The 14561-nt window shown below is 71.9% G+C and carries 17 protein-coding genes and 1 pseudogene; 4 read left to right on the top strand and 14 right to left on the bottom strand.

Annotated features, from left to right (window positions below; translation table 11 throughout):
* Nucleotides 1-7: 7 nt before the first annotated feature.
* Nucleotides 8-1126 (top strand): annotated as a pseudogene (locus ACWCQS_RS20590) (baeRF2 domain-containing protein).
* 352 nt (nucleotides 1127-1478) lie between these two features.
* On the opposite strand, the gene ACWCQS_RS20585 reads toward ACWCQS_RS20590, so the two are convergent.
* A complete protein-coding gene (locus ACWCQS_RS20585; RefSeq protein ID WP_451005743.1) occupies nucleotides 1479-3098 on the bottom strand; it encodes an ABC-F family ATP-binding cassette domain-containing protein in 1620 nt (539 codons plus the stop codon).
* 53 nt (nucleotides 3099-3151) lie between these two features.
* A complete protein-coding gene (locus ACWCQS_RS20580) occupies nucleotides 3152-3808 on the bottom strand; it encodes a histidine phosphatase family protein (RefSeq protein WP_451005742.1) in 657 nt (218 codons plus the stop codon).
* A 79-nt stretch (nucleotides 3809-3887) separates the two neighbouring features.
* Between ACWCQS_RS20580 and ACWCQS_RS20575 the strand changes: the two genes are divergently transcribed.
* The 3 genes from ACWCQS_RS20575 (at nucleotide 3888) to ACWCQS_RS20565 (ending at nucleotide 6558) form a co-directional block, all read left to right on the top strand.
* Nucleotides 3888-5396 (top strand): phosphatase PAP2 family protein, encoded by a 1509-nt coding sequence (locus ACWCQS_RS20575; protein WP_451005741.1) that lies wholly within the window; start codon nucleotides 3888-3890, stop codon nucleotides 5394-5396.
* Between the two features lie 126 nt (nucleotides 5397-5522).
* The gene (locus tag ACWCQS_RS20570) at nucleotides 5523-6344 is read left to right on the top strand and encodes a class I SAM-dependent methyltransferase (RefSeq protein ID WP_451005740.1); all 822 of its coding nucleotides are present in this window, start codon (nucleotides 5523-5525) and stop codon (nucleotides 6342-6344) included.
* Between the two features lie 43 nt (nucleotides 6345-6387).
* Nucleotides 6388-6558 (top strand): hydrophobic protein, encoded by a 171-nt coding sequence (locus ACWCQS_RS20565; RefSeq protein WP_451005739.1) that lies wholly within the window; start codon nucleotides 6388-6390, stop codon nucleotides 6556-6558.
* A 1-nt stretch (nucleotide 6559) separates the two neighbouring features.
* On the opposite strand, the gene ACWCQS_RS20560 is transcribed toward ACWCQS_RS20565, so the two are convergent.
* From ACWCQS_RS20560 to ACWCQS_RS20505, 12 genes are all read right to left on the bottom strand, one after another.
* Nucleotides 6560-6841: a gas vesicle protein K gene (locus ACWCQS_RS20560; RefSeq protein WP_069777790.1), complete on the bottom strand. Its 282-nt coding sequence runs from the start codon at nucleotides 6839-6841 to the stop codon at nucleotides 6560-6562.
* A complete protein-coding gene (locus tag ACWCQS_RS20555) occupies nucleotides 6838-7026 on the bottom strand; it encodes a gas vesicle protein (protein WP_451005738.1) in 189 nt (62 codons plus the stop codon). The genes ACWCQS_RS20560 and ACWCQS_RS20555 overlap by 4 nt, the downstream gene beginning before the upstream one ends.
* Nucleotides 7023-7778, bottom strand: coding sequence for a GvpL/GvpF family gas vesicle protein (locus ACWCQS_RS20550; protein ID WP_451005737.1), 756 nt, complete (start codon nucleotides 7776-7778; stop codon nucleotides 7023-7025). Before ACWCQS_RS20550 ends, ACWCQS_RS20555 begins: the two co-directional genes overlap by 4 nt.
* Nucleotides 7775-8110, bottom strand: a complete 336-nt coding sequence (locus ACWCQS_RS20545) for a gas vesicle protein (protein ID WP_451005736.1) — start codon at nucleotides 8108-8110, stop codon at nucleotides 7775-7777. Before ACWCQS_RS20545 ends, ACWCQS_RS20550 begins: the two co-directional genes overlap by 4 nt.
* Complete coding sequence (locus tag ACWCQS_RS20540) at nucleotides 8107-9192, bottom strand: SRPBCC family protein (protein ID WP_451005735.1); 1086 nt, start codon at nucleotides 9190-9192, stop codon at nucleotides 8107-8109. Before ACWCQS_RS20540 ends, ACWCQS_RS20545 begins: the two co-directional genes overlap by 4 nt.
* The gene (locus ACWCQS_RS20535; protein ID WP_451005916.1) at nucleotides 9189-9797 is read right to left on the bottom strand and encodes a DNA primase; all 609 of its coding nucleotides are present in this window, start codon (nucleotides 9795-9797) and stop codon (nucleotides 9189-9191) included. Before ACWCQS_RS20535 ends, ACWCQS_RS20540 begins: the two co-directional genes overlap by 4 nt.
* Nucleotides 9797-10057, bottom strand: a complete 261-nt coding sequence (locus ACWCQS_RS20530; protein WP_451005734.1) for a gas vesicle protein GvpG — start codon at nucleotides 10055-10057, stop codon at nucleotides 9797-9799. The genes ACWCQS_RS20535 and ACWCQS_RS20530 overlap by 1 nt, the downstream gene beginning before the upstream one ends.
* A gap of 29 nt (nucleotides 10058-10086) precedes the next feature.
* On the bottom strand, nucleotides 10087-10857 hold the full coding sequence (locus tag ACWCQS_RS20525) for a GvpL/GvpF family gas vesicle protein (RefSeq protein WP_451005733.1): 771 nt from the start codon (nucleotides 10855-10857) through the stop codon (nucleotides 10087-10089).
* Nucleotides 10854-11267, bottom strand: coding sequence for a gas vesicle structural protein GvpA (locus ACWCQS_RS20520; RefSeq protein ID WP_451005732.1), 414 nt, complete (start codon nucleotides 11265-11267; stop codon nucleotides 10854-10856). The genes ACWCQS_RS20525 and ACWCQS_RS20520 overlap by 4 nt, the downstream gene beginning before the upstream one ends.
* 67 nt (nucleotides 11268-11334) lie before the next feature.
* A complete protein-coding gene (locus tag ACWCQS_RS20515; protein ID WP_451005915.1) occupies nucleotides 11335-11709 on the bottom strand; it encodes a gas vesicle protein GvpO in 375 nt (124 codons plus the stop codon).
* A 45-nt stretch (nucleotides 11710-11754) separates the two neighbouring features.
* Nucleotides 11755-12690: a non-homologous end-joining DNA ligase gene (gene ligD, locus ACWCQS_RS20510; protein ID WP_451005731.1), complete on the bottom strand. Its 936-nt coding sequence runs from the start codon at nucleotides 12688-12690 to the stop codon at nucleotides 11755-11757.
* Nucleotides 12687-14534 carry a transketolase gene (locus ACWCQS_RS20505; protein ID WP_451005730.1) on the bottom strand — a complete coding sequence of 616 codons (1848 nt, stop codon included), beginning with the start codon at nucleotides 14532-14534 and terminating at the stop codon, nucleotides 12687-12689. The genes ligD and ACWCQS_RS20505 overlap by 4 nt, the downstream gene beginning before the upstream one ends.
* Nucleotides 14535-14561: the final 27 nt, after the last annotated feature.

The following is a 14561-nucleotide window of genomic DNA, read 5'->3' as shown; positions in this document are numbered from 1 at the left end:
GGAATCCATGGAGCTCGCGTTCCTGAATCCACTGTACGAACATCCGGGGTCCTGGGCCTCCGCATACATCGACACCTCTTTGCACACGGAGGACCAGCAGCAACGCGTCATCTGATCGCGGAAGCGGTCACCCGGGAGCTGGCCCGGCAGGGGGCGGACGAACCGACCTGCCGGGCGGTGCACGACGCTCTGGAGGCTCTGCGGCACGCCCCGGAGCCGTACGGCCGGGCCGTGTTCGCCCGGGACGGCGAGGTGGTCCTGGAGGTGCCGCTGACGCGGGGTCCCCAGGACGGCGAGGCGTACTGGGGTGCGCTGCCGCGGGTGACACCGCTGCTCGACCTCGCCGGTGAGGACCCGCTGTCGCTGGTGGCCTACATCGACCGGACCGGAGCCCGCATCGAACTGCGCAGCGCGCTGCTGCACGAGGAGGCCGGGCAGGTGACGGGCCAGCCGGCAGTGGCCGATGCACCGGTCGAAGGCTTCCGACTGGTCCGAGCGGCACTTCCAGCTGAAGGTGGAGGACACCTGGGAACACAACGCGCGTGAAGTCGCCGAGGCGCTGGCCGCGTGTCAGGCGGAGACCGGCGCCGATCTGCTGATCCTGTGCGGGGACGACCGGGGGCGCAGGTCGGTGCACGAGCAGCTGCCGAAGGCACTGCGGAGCCGTGCGGTGGAGACGTCGCGCGGCAAGGACAGCGAGCTGCTGCCGCAGGAAGTGGAGGAGATACGCGCCGAGCACGTACGGCAGCGCATCCTGGCGGAGGTGGACCGGTTCTGTGCGGCGCGTTCGCCGGACGAGGAGCGGCGGTCCGCGGCCGTCGAGGGGGTGCCGCAGCTGATCGAGGCGGCGCGCGAGCACCGGCTCGCCGAGCTGCTGATCCGCCCGGACGCGCCCGACACCGGCCGCGAGGTGTGGATCGGCGAGGACCCGGACCAGCTGGCGGCCCGCCGCGACGAGCTGCGGACCGTCGGCGAGCAGCAGGCGTGGCCGGCCCGGGCCGACGACGCGCTGGTACGGGCGGCCATGGTGACCGACGCACCGGTGGTGTCGCTGACCCCGGTGCTCCAGGACACCGGCGAGGAGATCGCCCCGGGCGGCATGGGCGCCCTGCTGCGCTGGAAGTGACGGCGAGAAGCCCTTGAGGGGCGCAGGCACACGCAGGACGACCCGAGCCCCTACAGCGAGACGCGCCTGATCCGGCGCCTCTAGGTCCTGTCGTCAAACTCCCTCCCCCAGCCTTCGGCCGGGCGGTGCCCCCAGCCCCACGACGCCATGCACGCTCCCCCAAAGGGGGCACCCCCACTCGCCGCACCGGGCCCGGGCCCAAGTACATCCAGTACGAGGGCCAGAGCCCGGCACTCCCCCAGCCTTCGGCCGGGGGGACCCCCAGAGCACGCACCTACTGCATACATCAGCCGCTCCGCGGCGGGCGCGAGGCCCGCCCTCCGGGCGGACGGCGGGAGTTTGACGACAGGGCCTAGCGCACGCGCTCCACCCGGCGCTCGTCCCAGACCGGCGCCGGCGTCTCGCGGACGCGGCCGTCGGCGCCGAAGACCAGGTAGCGGTCGAAGGAGCGGGCGAACCAGCGGTCGTGGGTGACCGCGAGGACCGTGCCCGCGAAGGCTTCCAGGCCCTCCTGCAGGGCCTCGGCCGACTCCAGGTCGAGGTTGTCGGTCGGCTCGTCCAGCAGCAGCGCGGTCGCGCCCGCCAGCTCCAGCAGCAGGATCTGGAAGCGGGCCTGCTGGCCGCCGGAGAGCCGGTCGAAGGACTGTTCGGCCTGCTGGGTCAGCTCGTAGCGGCGCAGCCGGGACATGGCGGCGCCGCGGTCCTGGGAGTGCTCCTTCCACAGGATGTCGAGGAGGGTACGGCCTTGGAGTTCGGGGTGCGCGTGGGTCTGTGCGAAGTGGCCGGGGACGACACGTGCGCCGAGCTTCCACTCCCCGGTGTGCGCGACGTCCTCGCCGGCCAGCAGGCGCAGGAAGTGCGACTTGCCGGAGCCGTTGGAGCCGAGGACGGCGACCCGTTCGCCGTAGAACACCTCCAGGTCGAACGGGCGCATGAGACCGGTCAGTTCGAGTTGCTTGCAGGTGACGGCCCGTACGCCGGTACGGCCGCCCTTCAGCCGCATGGTGATGTCCTGCTCGCGCGGCGGCTCCGGCGGCGGGCCGGCCTCCTCGAACTTGCGCAGCCTGGTCTGCGCGGCGCGATAGCGGGAGGCCATGTCGGCGCTGTTCTCGGCCGCCTGACGCAGCGTCAGCACGAGCTTCTTCAGCTGGGCGTGCTTCTCGTCCCAGCGACGGCGCAGTTCCTCGAAGCGGGCGAAGCGTTCCCGGCGCGCCTCGTGGTAGGTGGCGAAGCCGCCGCCGTGCACCCAGGCGTCGGCGCCCGCCGGGCCCGGCTCCACGGAGACGATCTTCTCGGCGGCGCGGGCGAGGAGTTCACGGTCGTGGGAGACGAACAGGACCGTCTTGCGGGTCTCCTTGAGCTGTTCCTCCAGCCAGCGTTTGCCGGGCACGTCGAGGTAGTTGTCCGGCTCGTCGAGCAGCAGCACCTCGTCGGTGCCGCGCAGCAGCGCCTCCAGCACGAGGCGTTTCTGCTCGCCGCCGGAGAGGGTGCGCACCTGGCGCCACTGGGCGCGCTCGTAGGGCGTGCCGAGGGCCGCCGTGGTGCAGATGTCCCACAGCGTCTCGGCCTCGTAGCCGCGCGCCTCGGCCCAGTCGGCGAGGGCCTGGGCGTAGGCCAGCTGGGCGGCCTCGTCGTCGACGGTCATGATGGCGTGCTCGGCCTCGTCGACCGCCCTGGCCGCCTCCCGGATGCGGGGCGGGGCGACGGACACGAGCAGGTCCCGTACGGTCGTCTCGTCCCGTACGGAGCCCACGAACTGGCGCATCACACCGAGGCCGCCGCTGACGGTGACGGTGCCGGCGTGCGGCTTCAGCTCGCCGGAGATCAGCCGGAGGAGGGTCGTCTTGCCGGCGCCGTTCGGGCCGACCAGGGCGACGGCGGCGCCTTCGCCGACCCGGAAGGACACGTCCCCGAGCAGGGTCCTCCCGTCGGGGAGGTGGTATTCGAGGTGCGCGGCTTCCAGATGTCCCATGGGCAGGCATTCTCCGGGGCGGCCCACGGCGGCGGCAAACGCTTATCCGGGCACTACCCCGCCGTGTCCACCGGCTCCCCCGCCGGGCCCGCCTCTCCAGCCGGCTCCACCGTGGCGCCCTCCCAGGACAGGGCCTTCCAGCCGTCGGACGGGGAGCCCTCCAGGACGACCACGCCGGTGTTGCCCAGGGGGCGGGCGGCGGCGAACGGGACGTCGACGTTGCCGGCGCGGGCGGAGGTCCACAGGCGGATCACGGCGCCGTGGCTGACCAGGGCGACCGTGCCGGCACCGCTCGCGGCGGCTTCGGCCACCACGGCGTCGTACCGGGCCAGGGCCTCCTCGCCGCTCTCCCCGCCGGGGATGCGCGGCGCGGTGTCGCCGGCCGCCCAGGCGAAGATCGTGCGCATGTACTCCCGGCCCTCGGCAGACTCGCCGGGCAGCATCTCCAGGTCGCCGGCGGACACCTCGCGGATGCCGTCGCGGACGATCATCTGAAGGCCCCGGGCGGCGGCCAGCGGGGCCGCGGTGAGCCGGGTGCGCAGCAGTGTGGAGGCGTAGACGGCCTCGATGTCCTCGTCGGCGAGCGCCTCGGGCAGTGCGGCGGCCTGCGCCTCGCCGAGCGGCGTCAGCCCCGGTCCGGGCACGGCGGTGTCCAGCAGGTGGTTCACGTTGGACGGGGTCTCACCGTGACGGACGAGGAGCAGGCGCATCCGGGGGACTCCTTACGCGCGGGCCGGCGCCCGGCGCGGACAGGCACAAGAAACGGGCACTTCAGGGTAACCGGACCCCATGAGCCCAGACCTGGACCTGACCGACCTGGACCCGGGGGCCCGCTCGGCCGCCCGGAGCGCGCTGTGCCGGCTGCTGGATCTCGACGGCCGGCTGTTCGAGACGGCGGCCGCCTGGCACTGGCCCGGCGCCGAGCGGGTGCTGCCCCGCCTCAGCCACAGCGCGAACCACGGGGTGCTGTGGTTCACGACGGCCGCCGCGATGGCCGCGAGCCGCACCCCGAGGGCCCGCCGGGCGGCCGCCCGGGGCCTGGCCTCCCTCAGCGTGGCCTCCCTGACCATCAACACGATCGGCAAGCGCTCGGTGCGCCGGGCCCGCCCGGTACTGGACCCGGTGCCGCTGGTGCGGCAGCTCAAGCGGCAGCCGATCACCACGTCGTTCCCGTCCGGGCACTCCGCGTCGGCCGCCGCGTTCGCGACCGGGGTCGCGCTGGAGTCCCCGGCCTGGGGCGCGGCGCTGGCACCGCTGGCGTTCTCGGTGGCGGCCTCCCGGGTGTACACGGGCGTGCACTTCCCGAGCGATGTGCTGGCCGGGGCGGCCCTCGGCGCGGGTGCGGCCTTCCTTGTACGGCGGCTGATGCCGACCCGCGCCCAGATGCGGCGGCGGCCCCGGCCGCGCGCGCAGGCGCCGGCGCTGCCGGAGGGCGAGGGTCTGGTGGTGGTCGCCAACCGGGGCTCGGGGACGGCCGACCGGGTCCGTGCGCTGCACGCCGCGCTGCCGCAGGCGGAGATCGTCGAGTGCGCGCCGGAGGAGATCGGCGACGAACTGGCGAAGGCGGCGGCCCGTGCCCGGGTGCTCGGCGTGTGCGGCGGCGACGGCACCGTGAACGCGGCCGCGAGCATCGCGCTCGGCCACGGGCTGCCGCTCGCGGTGCTGCCGGGGGGCACCCTCAACCACTTCGCCCTCGACCTGGGCGTGGAGGACGAACGCGATCTGGCCCGTGCGGTCCGGCACGGCGAGGCGGTGCGGGTGGACGCGGTCCGCTATGTCGCCGGTGAGCACGAGGGCCTGTTCCTGAACACGCTGAGCCTGGGTGTCTACCCGGAGCTGGTGCGCGTGCGGGACCGCTGGGCGCCCCGGATCGGCGGGTGGCCGGCCGGGCTGCTGGGCGCGCTGCGGGTGCTGCGCGCGGACCGGCATCCGCTGGAGGTGGAGCTGGGCGGTGAACGGCGGCCGCTGTGGCTGCTGTTCGTCGGCAACGGCGTCTACCACCGCATGGGGCTCGCGCCCGGCCGCCGTACCGATCTCGCGGACGGGCTGCTGGACGTGCGGGTGGTGCACGGCAGCCGCCGGCCCGCCCTGCGGCTGCTGGCCGCTGCCGCCGCGGGCCCCCTCACCCGCTCCCCCGCCCATTCGGCGGTGCAGGTGAACCGGCTCCGGCTGACCGGTGTCACGCCGGGCACCCCGATGGCGTACGACGGCGAGGTCAGAGCCGTGTCGGGCGAGGTGACCCTGGAGAAGCTGCCGGAGGCTCTGACGGTCTACCGCCCGCTGACCGCAGCTCCCTGACGAGCCGTCAGGACGGCATGCCCGGATCCCCTGTGAGGTCCAATATATGGAACCCCAGTCTCATCATTCGGCATGCGCGCGTACCGTGATGCGTACCAGCGGTGACGAAGGTGAAGGGGAACAGCCATGCCGAAAGCGCAGGAGACCGCCGTCTACACGCACGGGCACCACGAGTCGGTGCTGCGGTCGCACATCTGGCGGACCGCCGAGAACTCCGCGGCCTATCTGCTCGCTTCGCTGAAGCCCCACATGAAGATCCTGGATATCGGCTGCGGGCCGGGCACCATCACGGCCGACCTGGCGGAACGGGTGCCGGACGGCCAGGTCACCGGCGTCGACCACGCGCCGGGCATCCTGGAGCAGGCCCGGGCCACCGCCGCCGGGCGCGGCCTGACCAACGTGGACTTCGCGGTCGCCGACGTCCACGCCCTGGACTACGCGGACGACACCTTCTGCGTGGTCCACGCCCACCAGGTGCTGCAGCACGTCGGCGACCCGGTGCAGGCGCTGCGCGAGATGCGGCGCGTGACGAAGCCCGGCGGGTTCATCGCCGTACGCGACGCGGACTACGCGGCGATGACCTGGTACCCGGCGGTGCCCGGCCTGGAGGACTGGCTGGACCTGTACGAGCGGGTGGCCCGCGCCAACGGCGGGGAGCCCGACGCCGGTCGCCGGCTGAAGACGTGGGCGCTGGCCGCCGGGCTCACCGACATCACCGCCACGTCCAGCACCTGGACCTTCGCCACACCCGAGGAGCGGGCCTGGTGGAGCGGCCTGTGGGCGGACCGCACCCTGGCCTCCGGCTACGCGGAACGAGCCACACGGGGCGGTCACACGACGGAGGGCCAACTGCGGGCGGTGTCCGAGGCGTGGCGGGAATGGGGCCGCCGGGACGACGGCTGGTTCGCGGTGCTGCACGGAGAAATTCTGTGCCGTAAAGAAGCCTGATCCGCCGATTTCGGGAAACCCGGATCACAGGAGGTTTCACATTATGGTTCCCATCCTGCTGGTACTACTTCTGGCACTGATACTGTTCGGCGTCGGATTCGCGGTGAAAGTTCTCTGGTGGATTGCCCTGGTAGTTCTGGTCGTCTGGCTGCTGGGCTTTCTGGTACGCAGCACGACTGCCGCCGGCGGCAGGGGCCGCTGGTACCGGTGGTGAGCTAATCCCGGGGAAGCAGCGGTCCGAGCGGCCCGAGGTCCAGATTGAGGTCCTCGGGCCGCAGTCCGTAGCGCTCGCGCAGCTCGGCCATGCGCTCCTCCAGGAGCATCAGGGTGAGCCCGATGCGCTCCTCCTGCTCCTCGGTGAGCTCACCGGTGTCGAAGCGGCGCACGGCCTGGCGTTCCATCAGCTGACGGAGCAGTTCCACCACCGTGAGCACCAGTTTCACCAGGTCGCGCTCGACCGTGTCGGGTTCCAGGTCGAGCCGGTTGCGCGGGGTCACAGGATCTCCTCGAAGGGCGAGGGAACCGACTCGTTCACGGAGCTGATCAGCGCGTTCAGATCGATGCGGACGAGGTCGACGTCCGCGATCCGCAGGGTGACGTCTCCGGTGACGACGACTCCGCCGGCCAGCAGTCGGTCGAGCAGATCGACGAGGGCGATCTCGCGCCGTTCGACGACGGTCACGGCGTCGCCTCCCCCGTGAACGAATATGCGGCCCAGGGTCCGGTGAGTTCCACCCGGATTCCGGAAGTCTCGTCTTTCGTACGGTCCACTAGTTCCACGAATTCCTCAGAATGCGCACGGGGCACGAGATAAGCGGCGTTGAGAACGTTCCGGCCGGGTTCGGCGGAAAGTGCGGAAGTCTGCGGGGCATGCAGCCGGGAGTCCTCGGCGAGCCGGGAAAGACGCTCGTGCAGCGACCGGGCGAACGCCTCGGCCCGCTGCCACCGCTCCTCGGTCGCGTGGGTGCTCTCACGCCGCAGGCGCAGATAGTCCCTGCCACTCGCGGGCTGCGCGGCGGGGGCGGGCTCGGCGGGCTCGGCCTCGAGGTACACCTTCACTCCCCATTCCACCCGGCCCTCCAGCCGGTCCAGGATGCGCCCGAAGTCCTCCTCACGGGCCTCGATCATCATCCGCACCCCGCAGTCGTCCCGGAAGACGGTCGCGAGCCTCAGCGGCAGCGGGGTGGTGACCGTGGTGAGCGCGTCGATCACGCCCTGGTGCGCTCGGGCGGTGGCGGCCAGCCAGTCCAGGTTCTCCAGGTGCGCCTTCAGGGCCTCCTCGCTGAAGTCCGCCGCCGGGACCTGACTGACGACCGCGACAAGCCCGTGGTGGCGCAGCAGCGCCGGCGGGGCACCCCCGACGCCGGTGAGCTGCGATTGCAGGGGTGTCCCGAAGGGGCGGCAGACGGCGTAGACGTAGCGCAGTCCTGTCACGGTGCCTCCTTCGGCACGCGGCCCGGCTCCAGCTCCTCCAGCCGGGCCAGCCGCTCTCTGAGCTCGACGTTCTCCCGGGTCAGCGCGTCGCGGCGGGCCCGGGAGGAGAGCGCCGGGTCGCTCTCCCACCAGTCGATGCCCATCTCCTTGGCCTTGTCGACCGAGGCGACGATGAGCCGCAGCTTGACGGTCAGCAGTTCGATGTCGAGCAGATTGATCCGGATGTCACCCGCGATCACCACACCCTTGTCGAGCACGCGCTCCAGGATGTCGGCGAGGTTGGCCCCACCGCCCGAACCGTAGGGCTCGGGGAACCGGTTGGGCGTCGTCATCGACGGCTCCCGCGCTCGGCATAGTCGGGCTCCTCTTCCTCGTACTCCTCGGCACCCTCGGCTTCGTCCTCGTAAGGCCCTTCCTCCTCGTCCTCGTACTCCTCAGGCTCCTCCTCGCCTTCTTCCACCTCCTCATCCTCGTACTCCTCCGGCTCCCCCTCGCCCTCGTCCTCGTCACGGGGCTCTTCGGCCTCCTCCTCCGCCACCGCATCCTCGTGGCTGCGGGCCACCTCGCCGTCGCGGATCTCGCCGCGCCAGCCGTCCTCGGCCTCTCCCTTCAGGGTGATGAACCGGACGTAGTTCTTCAGATCCAGCCTCACCCGTCGGCCCTGTGCGCGCCACAGATTGCCGGTCTTCTCGAACAGGCCGCTCGGGTAGTACTCGATGACCAGCAGGATCCGGGTGAGACTCTCGCCCAGGGGGTGGAAGGTCACGACCCCCTTCGTGGTGCCCTTGGCTCCCTCCGAGGTCCACTGGATGCGCTGGTCGGGAAGCTGCTCGGTGGTGTGCGCCTTCCAGCTGCGGTTGGACCAGAAGATCTTCGCCTGCCAGTCGCTGTGGGTGTCGTCGGCGCGGTTCGCGCTCTTGACGCCCTTGGCGAAGGTGGAGAAGTCCTGGTACTGCGTCCACTGGTCATAGGCGGTGCGCAGCGGCACGCCGACGTCGACCGACTCCATGATGACCGTGGGCTTGTTGCCGCCCCTGCTCTTCTTCCTGCCCTTGCCGCCCCCGAGGTTCTTGACCGCTTGCGTGACGTTGTCCTTGACTCGCGAGGCGCCCAGCTCCAGGGCGGAGCGCAGCGGTCCCTTGCCCTCGGCGATCTTGCGGCCTGCGTCGAGCGCCAGCTTGGCGAAGCCGGGGCTGTTGCCCTCCGCGATGTCGTTGAGCTTGACGGTCGTCTCGCCGAGCTTGTGCCCGAGGCCGCTGAGCAGCCGTTCGGCCTGGGCGGCCAGGTATTCCTGTGCCTCTGCCTTCAGCCGGTCGGCGGCCTCGCTGTGGGCGAGCTCGGTGAGCGGGTTGTCCTGCGCGGCCTTCGTGGCCCGGCCGGCCGTGGACGCTGCGGATCCGAGTGTGTCGGTCATCGGTCATCGCCGCCCTTCGACGATCCGGCGCCACGGGCGTCGGCCGCCTTCTTCCCGGCCGTGCCGGTCTTCCTGCCCACCGCCCTTTTCGCGGGTGCCGTCTTCTTCGCCATGGCCTTCCGGCCGGCGGAGGCCTTCGTCGCGGCCTTCCCGGCCGCCTTCTTGCCGGAGGACTGCCGCCGGCGGGCCCGGCGGTCGTCGTCCTCCCGCTCCTTGCCGCCGCCCCGCCGCGCCTCGAGGTCCCGGTCGTCGTCCTCGGGCTCCTCGTCCGAGCCGACCGCGGGCAGCGCCCCGGACAGCTCGTCGCGGACGTGGGTGGTACGGTCGTGCAGCCGGTCGGCGAGCGCGCCCATCTGCCGCTCGACCATGGCCCCGGAAGCGGCCTTGCCGACGCCCCGCAGGTCCTCGCGCAGCTGATCGCCGATCTCCTTGAACTGCGGGTTGTCACGCAGCTGCTGCCGCGCCATGGTGGCGAGCGCGCCGGGGCCGAGGTTCAGCTTCTTGCCCGCGACCAGGGAGCCGACCGCGAGCGCCATTTTCAGCTTCTTCGTACGCCCCAAGAGATACCCGGCCCCTATGGCGAGGCCCAGTGCCGTTCGGTTCATCATTCCATCCCCTCGCCTGTGGTGGGGCCGGAGCGCAGTCCTGTCTCCAGCCGGTCGAGCAGTTCGTCCTCACACCGGTCGAACTCCTCCTCGGTGATCTCGCCCGCCTCCAGCCGCTCTTCCAGCCGCGCCAGTTCGGCCCGTACGGTGGCGGGGTCGTAGTAGATCCGTTCCGCCTCGCGGAGCACCTGGCCGATCGCCCACTTGGTGCCACGCACCGGTGCGAACGGCAGCAGCAGCACCTCACCGATCAGTCCCATGAACTCCTCCTTCCGTCCGGGCCGCCCGGTCAGTGCGCCCCGCTGTCCATGCCGACCGGCTCGGCCGCCGGCTGGGCGGGACCGGGCTCGACGAAGCTGTACGGGGGCAGCGGGCCGTTGACGCGCAGTTCGAGGTGGGGGTGGTCGGCGCGGACCCGGTCGACGGCCGCCAGGAAGTCGGTGGCGCCGTCCCGGGCGACCAGGAACGAGACGTTGAGCAGCCAGCCCGTGGACTGCGGGCCGGCGCTGACCGCGGCGGCGGCCGGCTCCAGCCAGGCCTGCACCGAGGCGGCGTCCTCGGCCTCCTTGGCCTTGACGGCGTTCGCGACCAGCTCGCCGAGGCGCAGCTTGTCGTCGTAGCTGCCGCCGCCCGCGCGCCGGTTGGCCTCGGCGAGGCTGCGCAAGTCCGTGTTCTCGGCCATCACGCGATGCAGCACGGCCTCTTCGACGTGGCTGGCCTTGACGTTGTACTCGACCTTGCCGTCGAGGGCCTTGAGCCGCTCCAGGTAGTGATCGGCGCGCTCCTCGAGCACATGGGCGACGGCATTGTCGTCGGGGGCCACGCTTCCGAACCGCATGGGGAGCACACATCCGGCCGCGCCGGCCTCGGCGAGGACGTTCTGGTGCGCGAGCAGGTCCCGGCGCTTGGCCCGCAGGTCCTCAGGGGCGTCGCTGACCACGGCGGCCAGCTCGCCGACCGTGAGGACCCGCACCGGGCGCGGTGGCTCCCCCACACCGGTCATGCCCTCGGGCAGGGCCTGGTGCGTCCGGGCGGTGATCCCGTAGACGTAGGTGCTCACTCCCGCTCCTCCTTCCGGTGGGCCGTGGCCTTACGGGGCCGGGTCCGTTCCTCGCCCTCCTCGCGGGCCTGCCTGAAGGCTTCGGAGATGGTCTCCGCGGCGCCGGTCAAGGCGCCCTTGGACTTGCCGCGCGCGCCGGACTCGGTGACCTCGCCGACGAGGTCGGGCAGCCCCGGGGTCTTGTGGGGTCCTGCCTCCAGGTCGAGACGGTTGCACGCCTCGGCGAAGCGCAGGTATGTGTCGACGCTGGCCACGACGACCCGCACGTCGATCTTCAGAATCTCGATGCCGACCAGGGAGACCCGCACGAACGCGTCGATCACGAGCCCCCTGTCCAGAACGAGTTCGAGTACGTCGTAGAGGCCGCTGGTGCCGCCTCCGCTTCCGGTCTGTGCCGGGACAACGGTCATGCCGGCCGTTCCTCCTCGTAATAGGTCGGTGTCACGGTGGTTCCGCGGGCGCGGCAAGTGAGGCGACCTAGCGGCCGCCGGGTCGGCGCGTGTCGGACCGCCCCCGTTCGTACCGGTGAACGCGCCGGTAGCCGGTGAGCCGGCCCTCCTGGTCGAGATCGACCTGGTAGCTCGCCATCAAGCTCATGGTGTCCGGGACCCGTGCGAGTTCAAGTACCTCCATCTCGAGCGCCCATCCGTCCTCGGTCTGCTCGAAAGAGGTCACCGATTCGGGAGCGAGCCCGGTGAGTTCTGCGAGCTGGGCACGCGCCTCGCGCAGCACCTCCATGGGTGCCGGCCGGCGCTCCTCCGCATTGCTCCGCTTCTCTTCCTTGTGCGACTCCTGTGAGTTCTGAGGTTTCTGTGAGCTCTGTGAACGGGATGTGTTGCCTGTGTTCAATATGGTCACCTCTTCCTGCGGGTGGCCGTTCGTCCCATGGCCAAACCTTCAGGAGCGAATCTCCGCGAGACGCCGCCGGGCCGGCCCCAGGGCGCGGCCCCGGCCCGGCAGTCCGGACCAGGGGTCGGTGCCGGCCTGGTCGACCGCGTCGGCGATGGTCCAGCGGCGCGCGTCGAGCCCGGGGGCGTCCAGCTGCTCCCAGGCGAGGGGTACGGCGACCGGGGCGCCGGGGCGGGCGCGGACGGTGTAGGGGGCGACGGCGGTCTGCGCGTAGGCGTTGCGCTGCACATCGAGGTAGAGACGATCGCCGCGGTCCTCCTTGCGGGCGGCGGTGGTGAGCCGGTCCGGATGCCGGGAGGCCAGCAACTCGGCCACATCGCGGGCGAATTCGCGGACCTCGTCGAAGTCGCTGCGGCCGTCGAGACGGACGATGAGATGGACTCCGCGCGATCCGGTGGTCATGGGGGCGGCGGGCAGTTCCAGTTCGTCCAGCAGCTCCCGCAGCAGGCCGGCCGCCTCGCACACGGGGGCGAAGTCGTCGCCGGGAGGATCGAGGTCGAAGACGAGCTGGTCGGGGTGGTCGGGGCCGCCGGAGCGGTCGGTGCGGGAGAGCCAGCGGTGCAGGGTGAGGCAGGCCTGGTCGGCGAGGTAGAGAAGGGTGGCGGTGTCGTCGCAGACGGCATGCGTGACCGTGCCGCCCTCCTTGGGGACCTCGACGCGGGTGATCCAGTCCGGATAGTGCTTCGGGACGTTCTTCTGCATGAACCGCTCCCCGTCGACGCCGTCCGGATACCGCTCCAGCATCAGCGGACGGCCCCGCAGGTGCGGCAGCATGTACGGCGCGACGGACCGGTAGTAGTCGGCGAGATCGCCCTTGGTGTACTCCTCGGCGCCGGCGCCGCCCGGGAAGAGCACCTTCCCGGGCCGCTGTATGTCCACCGTGCGGCGGCCCGCCCGTACGGTCCGGGCGTCCGTGTCGTTCATCGCACGACCGCCTCCTCCACCAGCAGCTTGGCCGCCGCCGCGATGCCCACGGCGTCGATGCCGGCCGCGTTCAGCTGCTCGTCGGGTGCGGCCGAGCCCGGCATGGTGCGCACCGCGAGCCGGACCAGCGGGGGCACGGGCCGGCCGTCGGCGAAGGCCTCCGCGACGGCGTCGCCGAGGCCGCCCTCGGCGTGGTGGTCCTCCACGGTGAGCAGACAGCCGGTCTCCTCGGCGGCCCGGTGCAGCGTCCGGGTGTCGACGGGCTTGACGGAGTACAGGTCGATCACCCGTACCCGGATGCCGTCCGCGGCGAGCCGGTCGGCCGCGGCGAGCGCCTCGGGCACGGTGACCCCGGCGGCGACGACCGTCAGCCGGTCCTCCTCACTGGAGAGGAGCGTCTTGCTGCCGCCCACCGGGAACTCCTCGTCGGGGCCGTAGATCACCGGCGTCTTGCCGCGCGAGGTGCGCAGATAGCGGATCCCTTCGAGGCCGGCCATGGCCGCGACCAGCCGGGCGGTCTGGTTGCCGTCGCACGGGTACAGCACGGTCGAGCCGTGCGCCGCGCGGAACATCGCCAGGTCCTCCAGGCCCATCTGCGAGGGCCCGTCCTGGCCGATGGCGACACCGGCGTGCGAGCCGACCAGGTTGATGCCGGAGCCGCTGATGGACGCCATCCGCACGAAATCGTGGGCACGGGTGAGGAACGCGGCGAACGTCGAGGCGTACGGCAGCCAGCCCCGCGCGGCCATGCCGACGGCCGCGGCGACCATCTGCTGCTCGGCGATGTAGCACTCGAAGAACCGGTCGGGGTGGGCCTTGGCGAACTCCTCGGTGCGGGTGGAGTCGCCGACCTCGCCGTCCAGGGCGACGACATCGCCCCGGGCGCTGCCGAGCGCGGCGAGGGCGGCGCCGAAGGCGTCCCGGGTCGCGACCTCGTCGCCCTCGTCGTAGCGCGGCAGCTGGAGCACCTCGGTCGTCAGGTCGCGCAGCGCGGCGGCGGCCGGCGGCTCGTGGACCCGGACGTGCAGCGAGCGCGGCCCGCCGAGCTCGGCGACGGCCTCCTTCGCGTCCGGCACCGGCTTTCCGTGATGGCCCTCCAGGTCCTCGACGGCGGCGACACCCTTGCCCTTGAGGGTGCGGGCGAGGATCGCCACGGGCTGCCCGGTCGTGGACAGCGCCTCGCCGTAGGCCCGGTCGATCTTGTCGACGTCGTGGCCGTCGATCTCGACCGTGTGCCAGTCGAAGGCCTGGAAGCGGCGGGCGTAGGCGTCCAGGTCGTGGCCGTGCCGGGTGGGGCCGCGCTGGCCGAGCCGGTTGACGTCCACGATCGCGATCAGATTGTCCAGGTGCTCATGTCCGGCGTGTTCGGCCGCCTCCCACACCGAGCCCTCCGCCAGCTCGCTGTCCCCGCACAGCACCCACACCCGGTATCCGGTGCGCTCAAGGCGCTTGCCGGCGAGGGCGATGCCGACCCCGACCGGCAGGCCCTGGCCGAGGGATCCGGTGGCCGTCTCCACCCAGGGCAGCCGCCGGGGCGTCGGGTGTCCTTCGAGCCGGCTGCCGAGCTTGCGGAAGGTGAGCAGCTCGCCGTCCTCGATGGCACCGGCCGCCTTGTACGCGGCGTACAGCAGGGGCGAGGCGTGTCCCTTGGACAGCACGAAGCGGTCGTTGGCGGGGTGCTCGGGACGTTCGAAGTCGTAGCGCAGATGGTTGGCGAGCAGCACGGCCATCAGATCGGCGGCGGACATCGAGGACGTGGGGTGCCCGGATCCCGCGGCGGCGGACGCCCGCACGCTGTCCACGCGCAACTGCTGTCCCAGTTCGGCGAGTTCGGCGGTGTTCATGAGTCTCCTTGCGGTGAGTGGAGGGGT

The sequence above is a fragment of the Streptomyces sp. NPDC002076 genome (assembly GCF_053593835.1).
This window is presented reverse-complemented; position numbering and strand designations above follow the sequence as displayed.

Excerpts from the sequence above, each read along its gene's own strand:
- ACWCQS_RS20570 (WP_451005740.1), top strand. The coding sequence starts at position 5,523 with ATGCCGAAAGCGCAGGAGACCGCCGTCTACACGCACGGGCACCACGAG.
- ACWCQS_RS20520 (WP_451005732.1), bottom strand. The coding sequence starts at position 11,267 with ATGACCGTTGTCCCGGCACAGACCGGAAGCGGAGGCGGCACCAGCGGC.
- ACWCQS_RS20505 (WP_451005730.1), bottom strand. The coding sequence starts at position 14,534 with ATGAACACCGCCGAACTCGCCGAACTGGGACAGCAGTTGCGCGTGGAC.
- ACWCQS_RS20535 (WP_451005916.1), bottom strand. The coding sequence starts at position 9,797 with ATGAACCGAACGGCACTGGGCCTCGCCATAGGGGCCGGGTATCTCTTG.
- ligD (WP_451005731.1), bottom strand. The coding sequence starts at position 12,690 with ATGAACGACACGGACGCCCGGACCGTACGGGCGGGCCGCCGCACGGTG.
- ACWCQS_RS20585 (WP_451005743.1), bottom strand. The coding sequence starts at position 3,098 with ATGGGACATCTGGAAGCCGCGCACCTCGAATACCACCTCCCCGACGGG.
- ACWCQS_RS20540 (WP_451005735.1), bottom strand. The coding sequence starts at position 9,192 with ATGACCGACACACTCGGATCCGCAGCGTCCACGGCCGGCCGGGCCACG.
- ACWCQS_RS20545 (WP_451005736.1), bottom strand. The coding sequence starts at position 8,110 with ATGACGACGCCCAACCGGTTCCCCGAGCCCTACGGTTCGGGCGGTGGG.
- ACWCQS_RS20575 (WP_451005741.1), top strand. The coding sequence starts at position 3,888 with ATGAGCCCAGACCTGGACCTGACCGACCTGGACCCGGGGGCCCGCTCG.
- ACWCQS_RS20580 (WP_451005742.1), bottom strand. The coding sequence starts at position 3,808 with ATGCGCCTGCTCCTCGTCCGTCACGGTGAGACCCCGTCCAACGTGAAC.
- ACWCQS_RS20530 (WP_451005734.1), bottom strand. The coding sequence starts at position 10,057 with ATGGGACTGATCGGTGAGGTGCTGCTGCTGCCGTTCGCACCGGTGCGT.
- ACWCQS_RS20565 (WP_451005739.1), top strand. The coding sequence starts at position 6,388 with ATGGTTCCCATCCTGCTGGTACTACTTCTGGCACTGATACTGTTCGGC.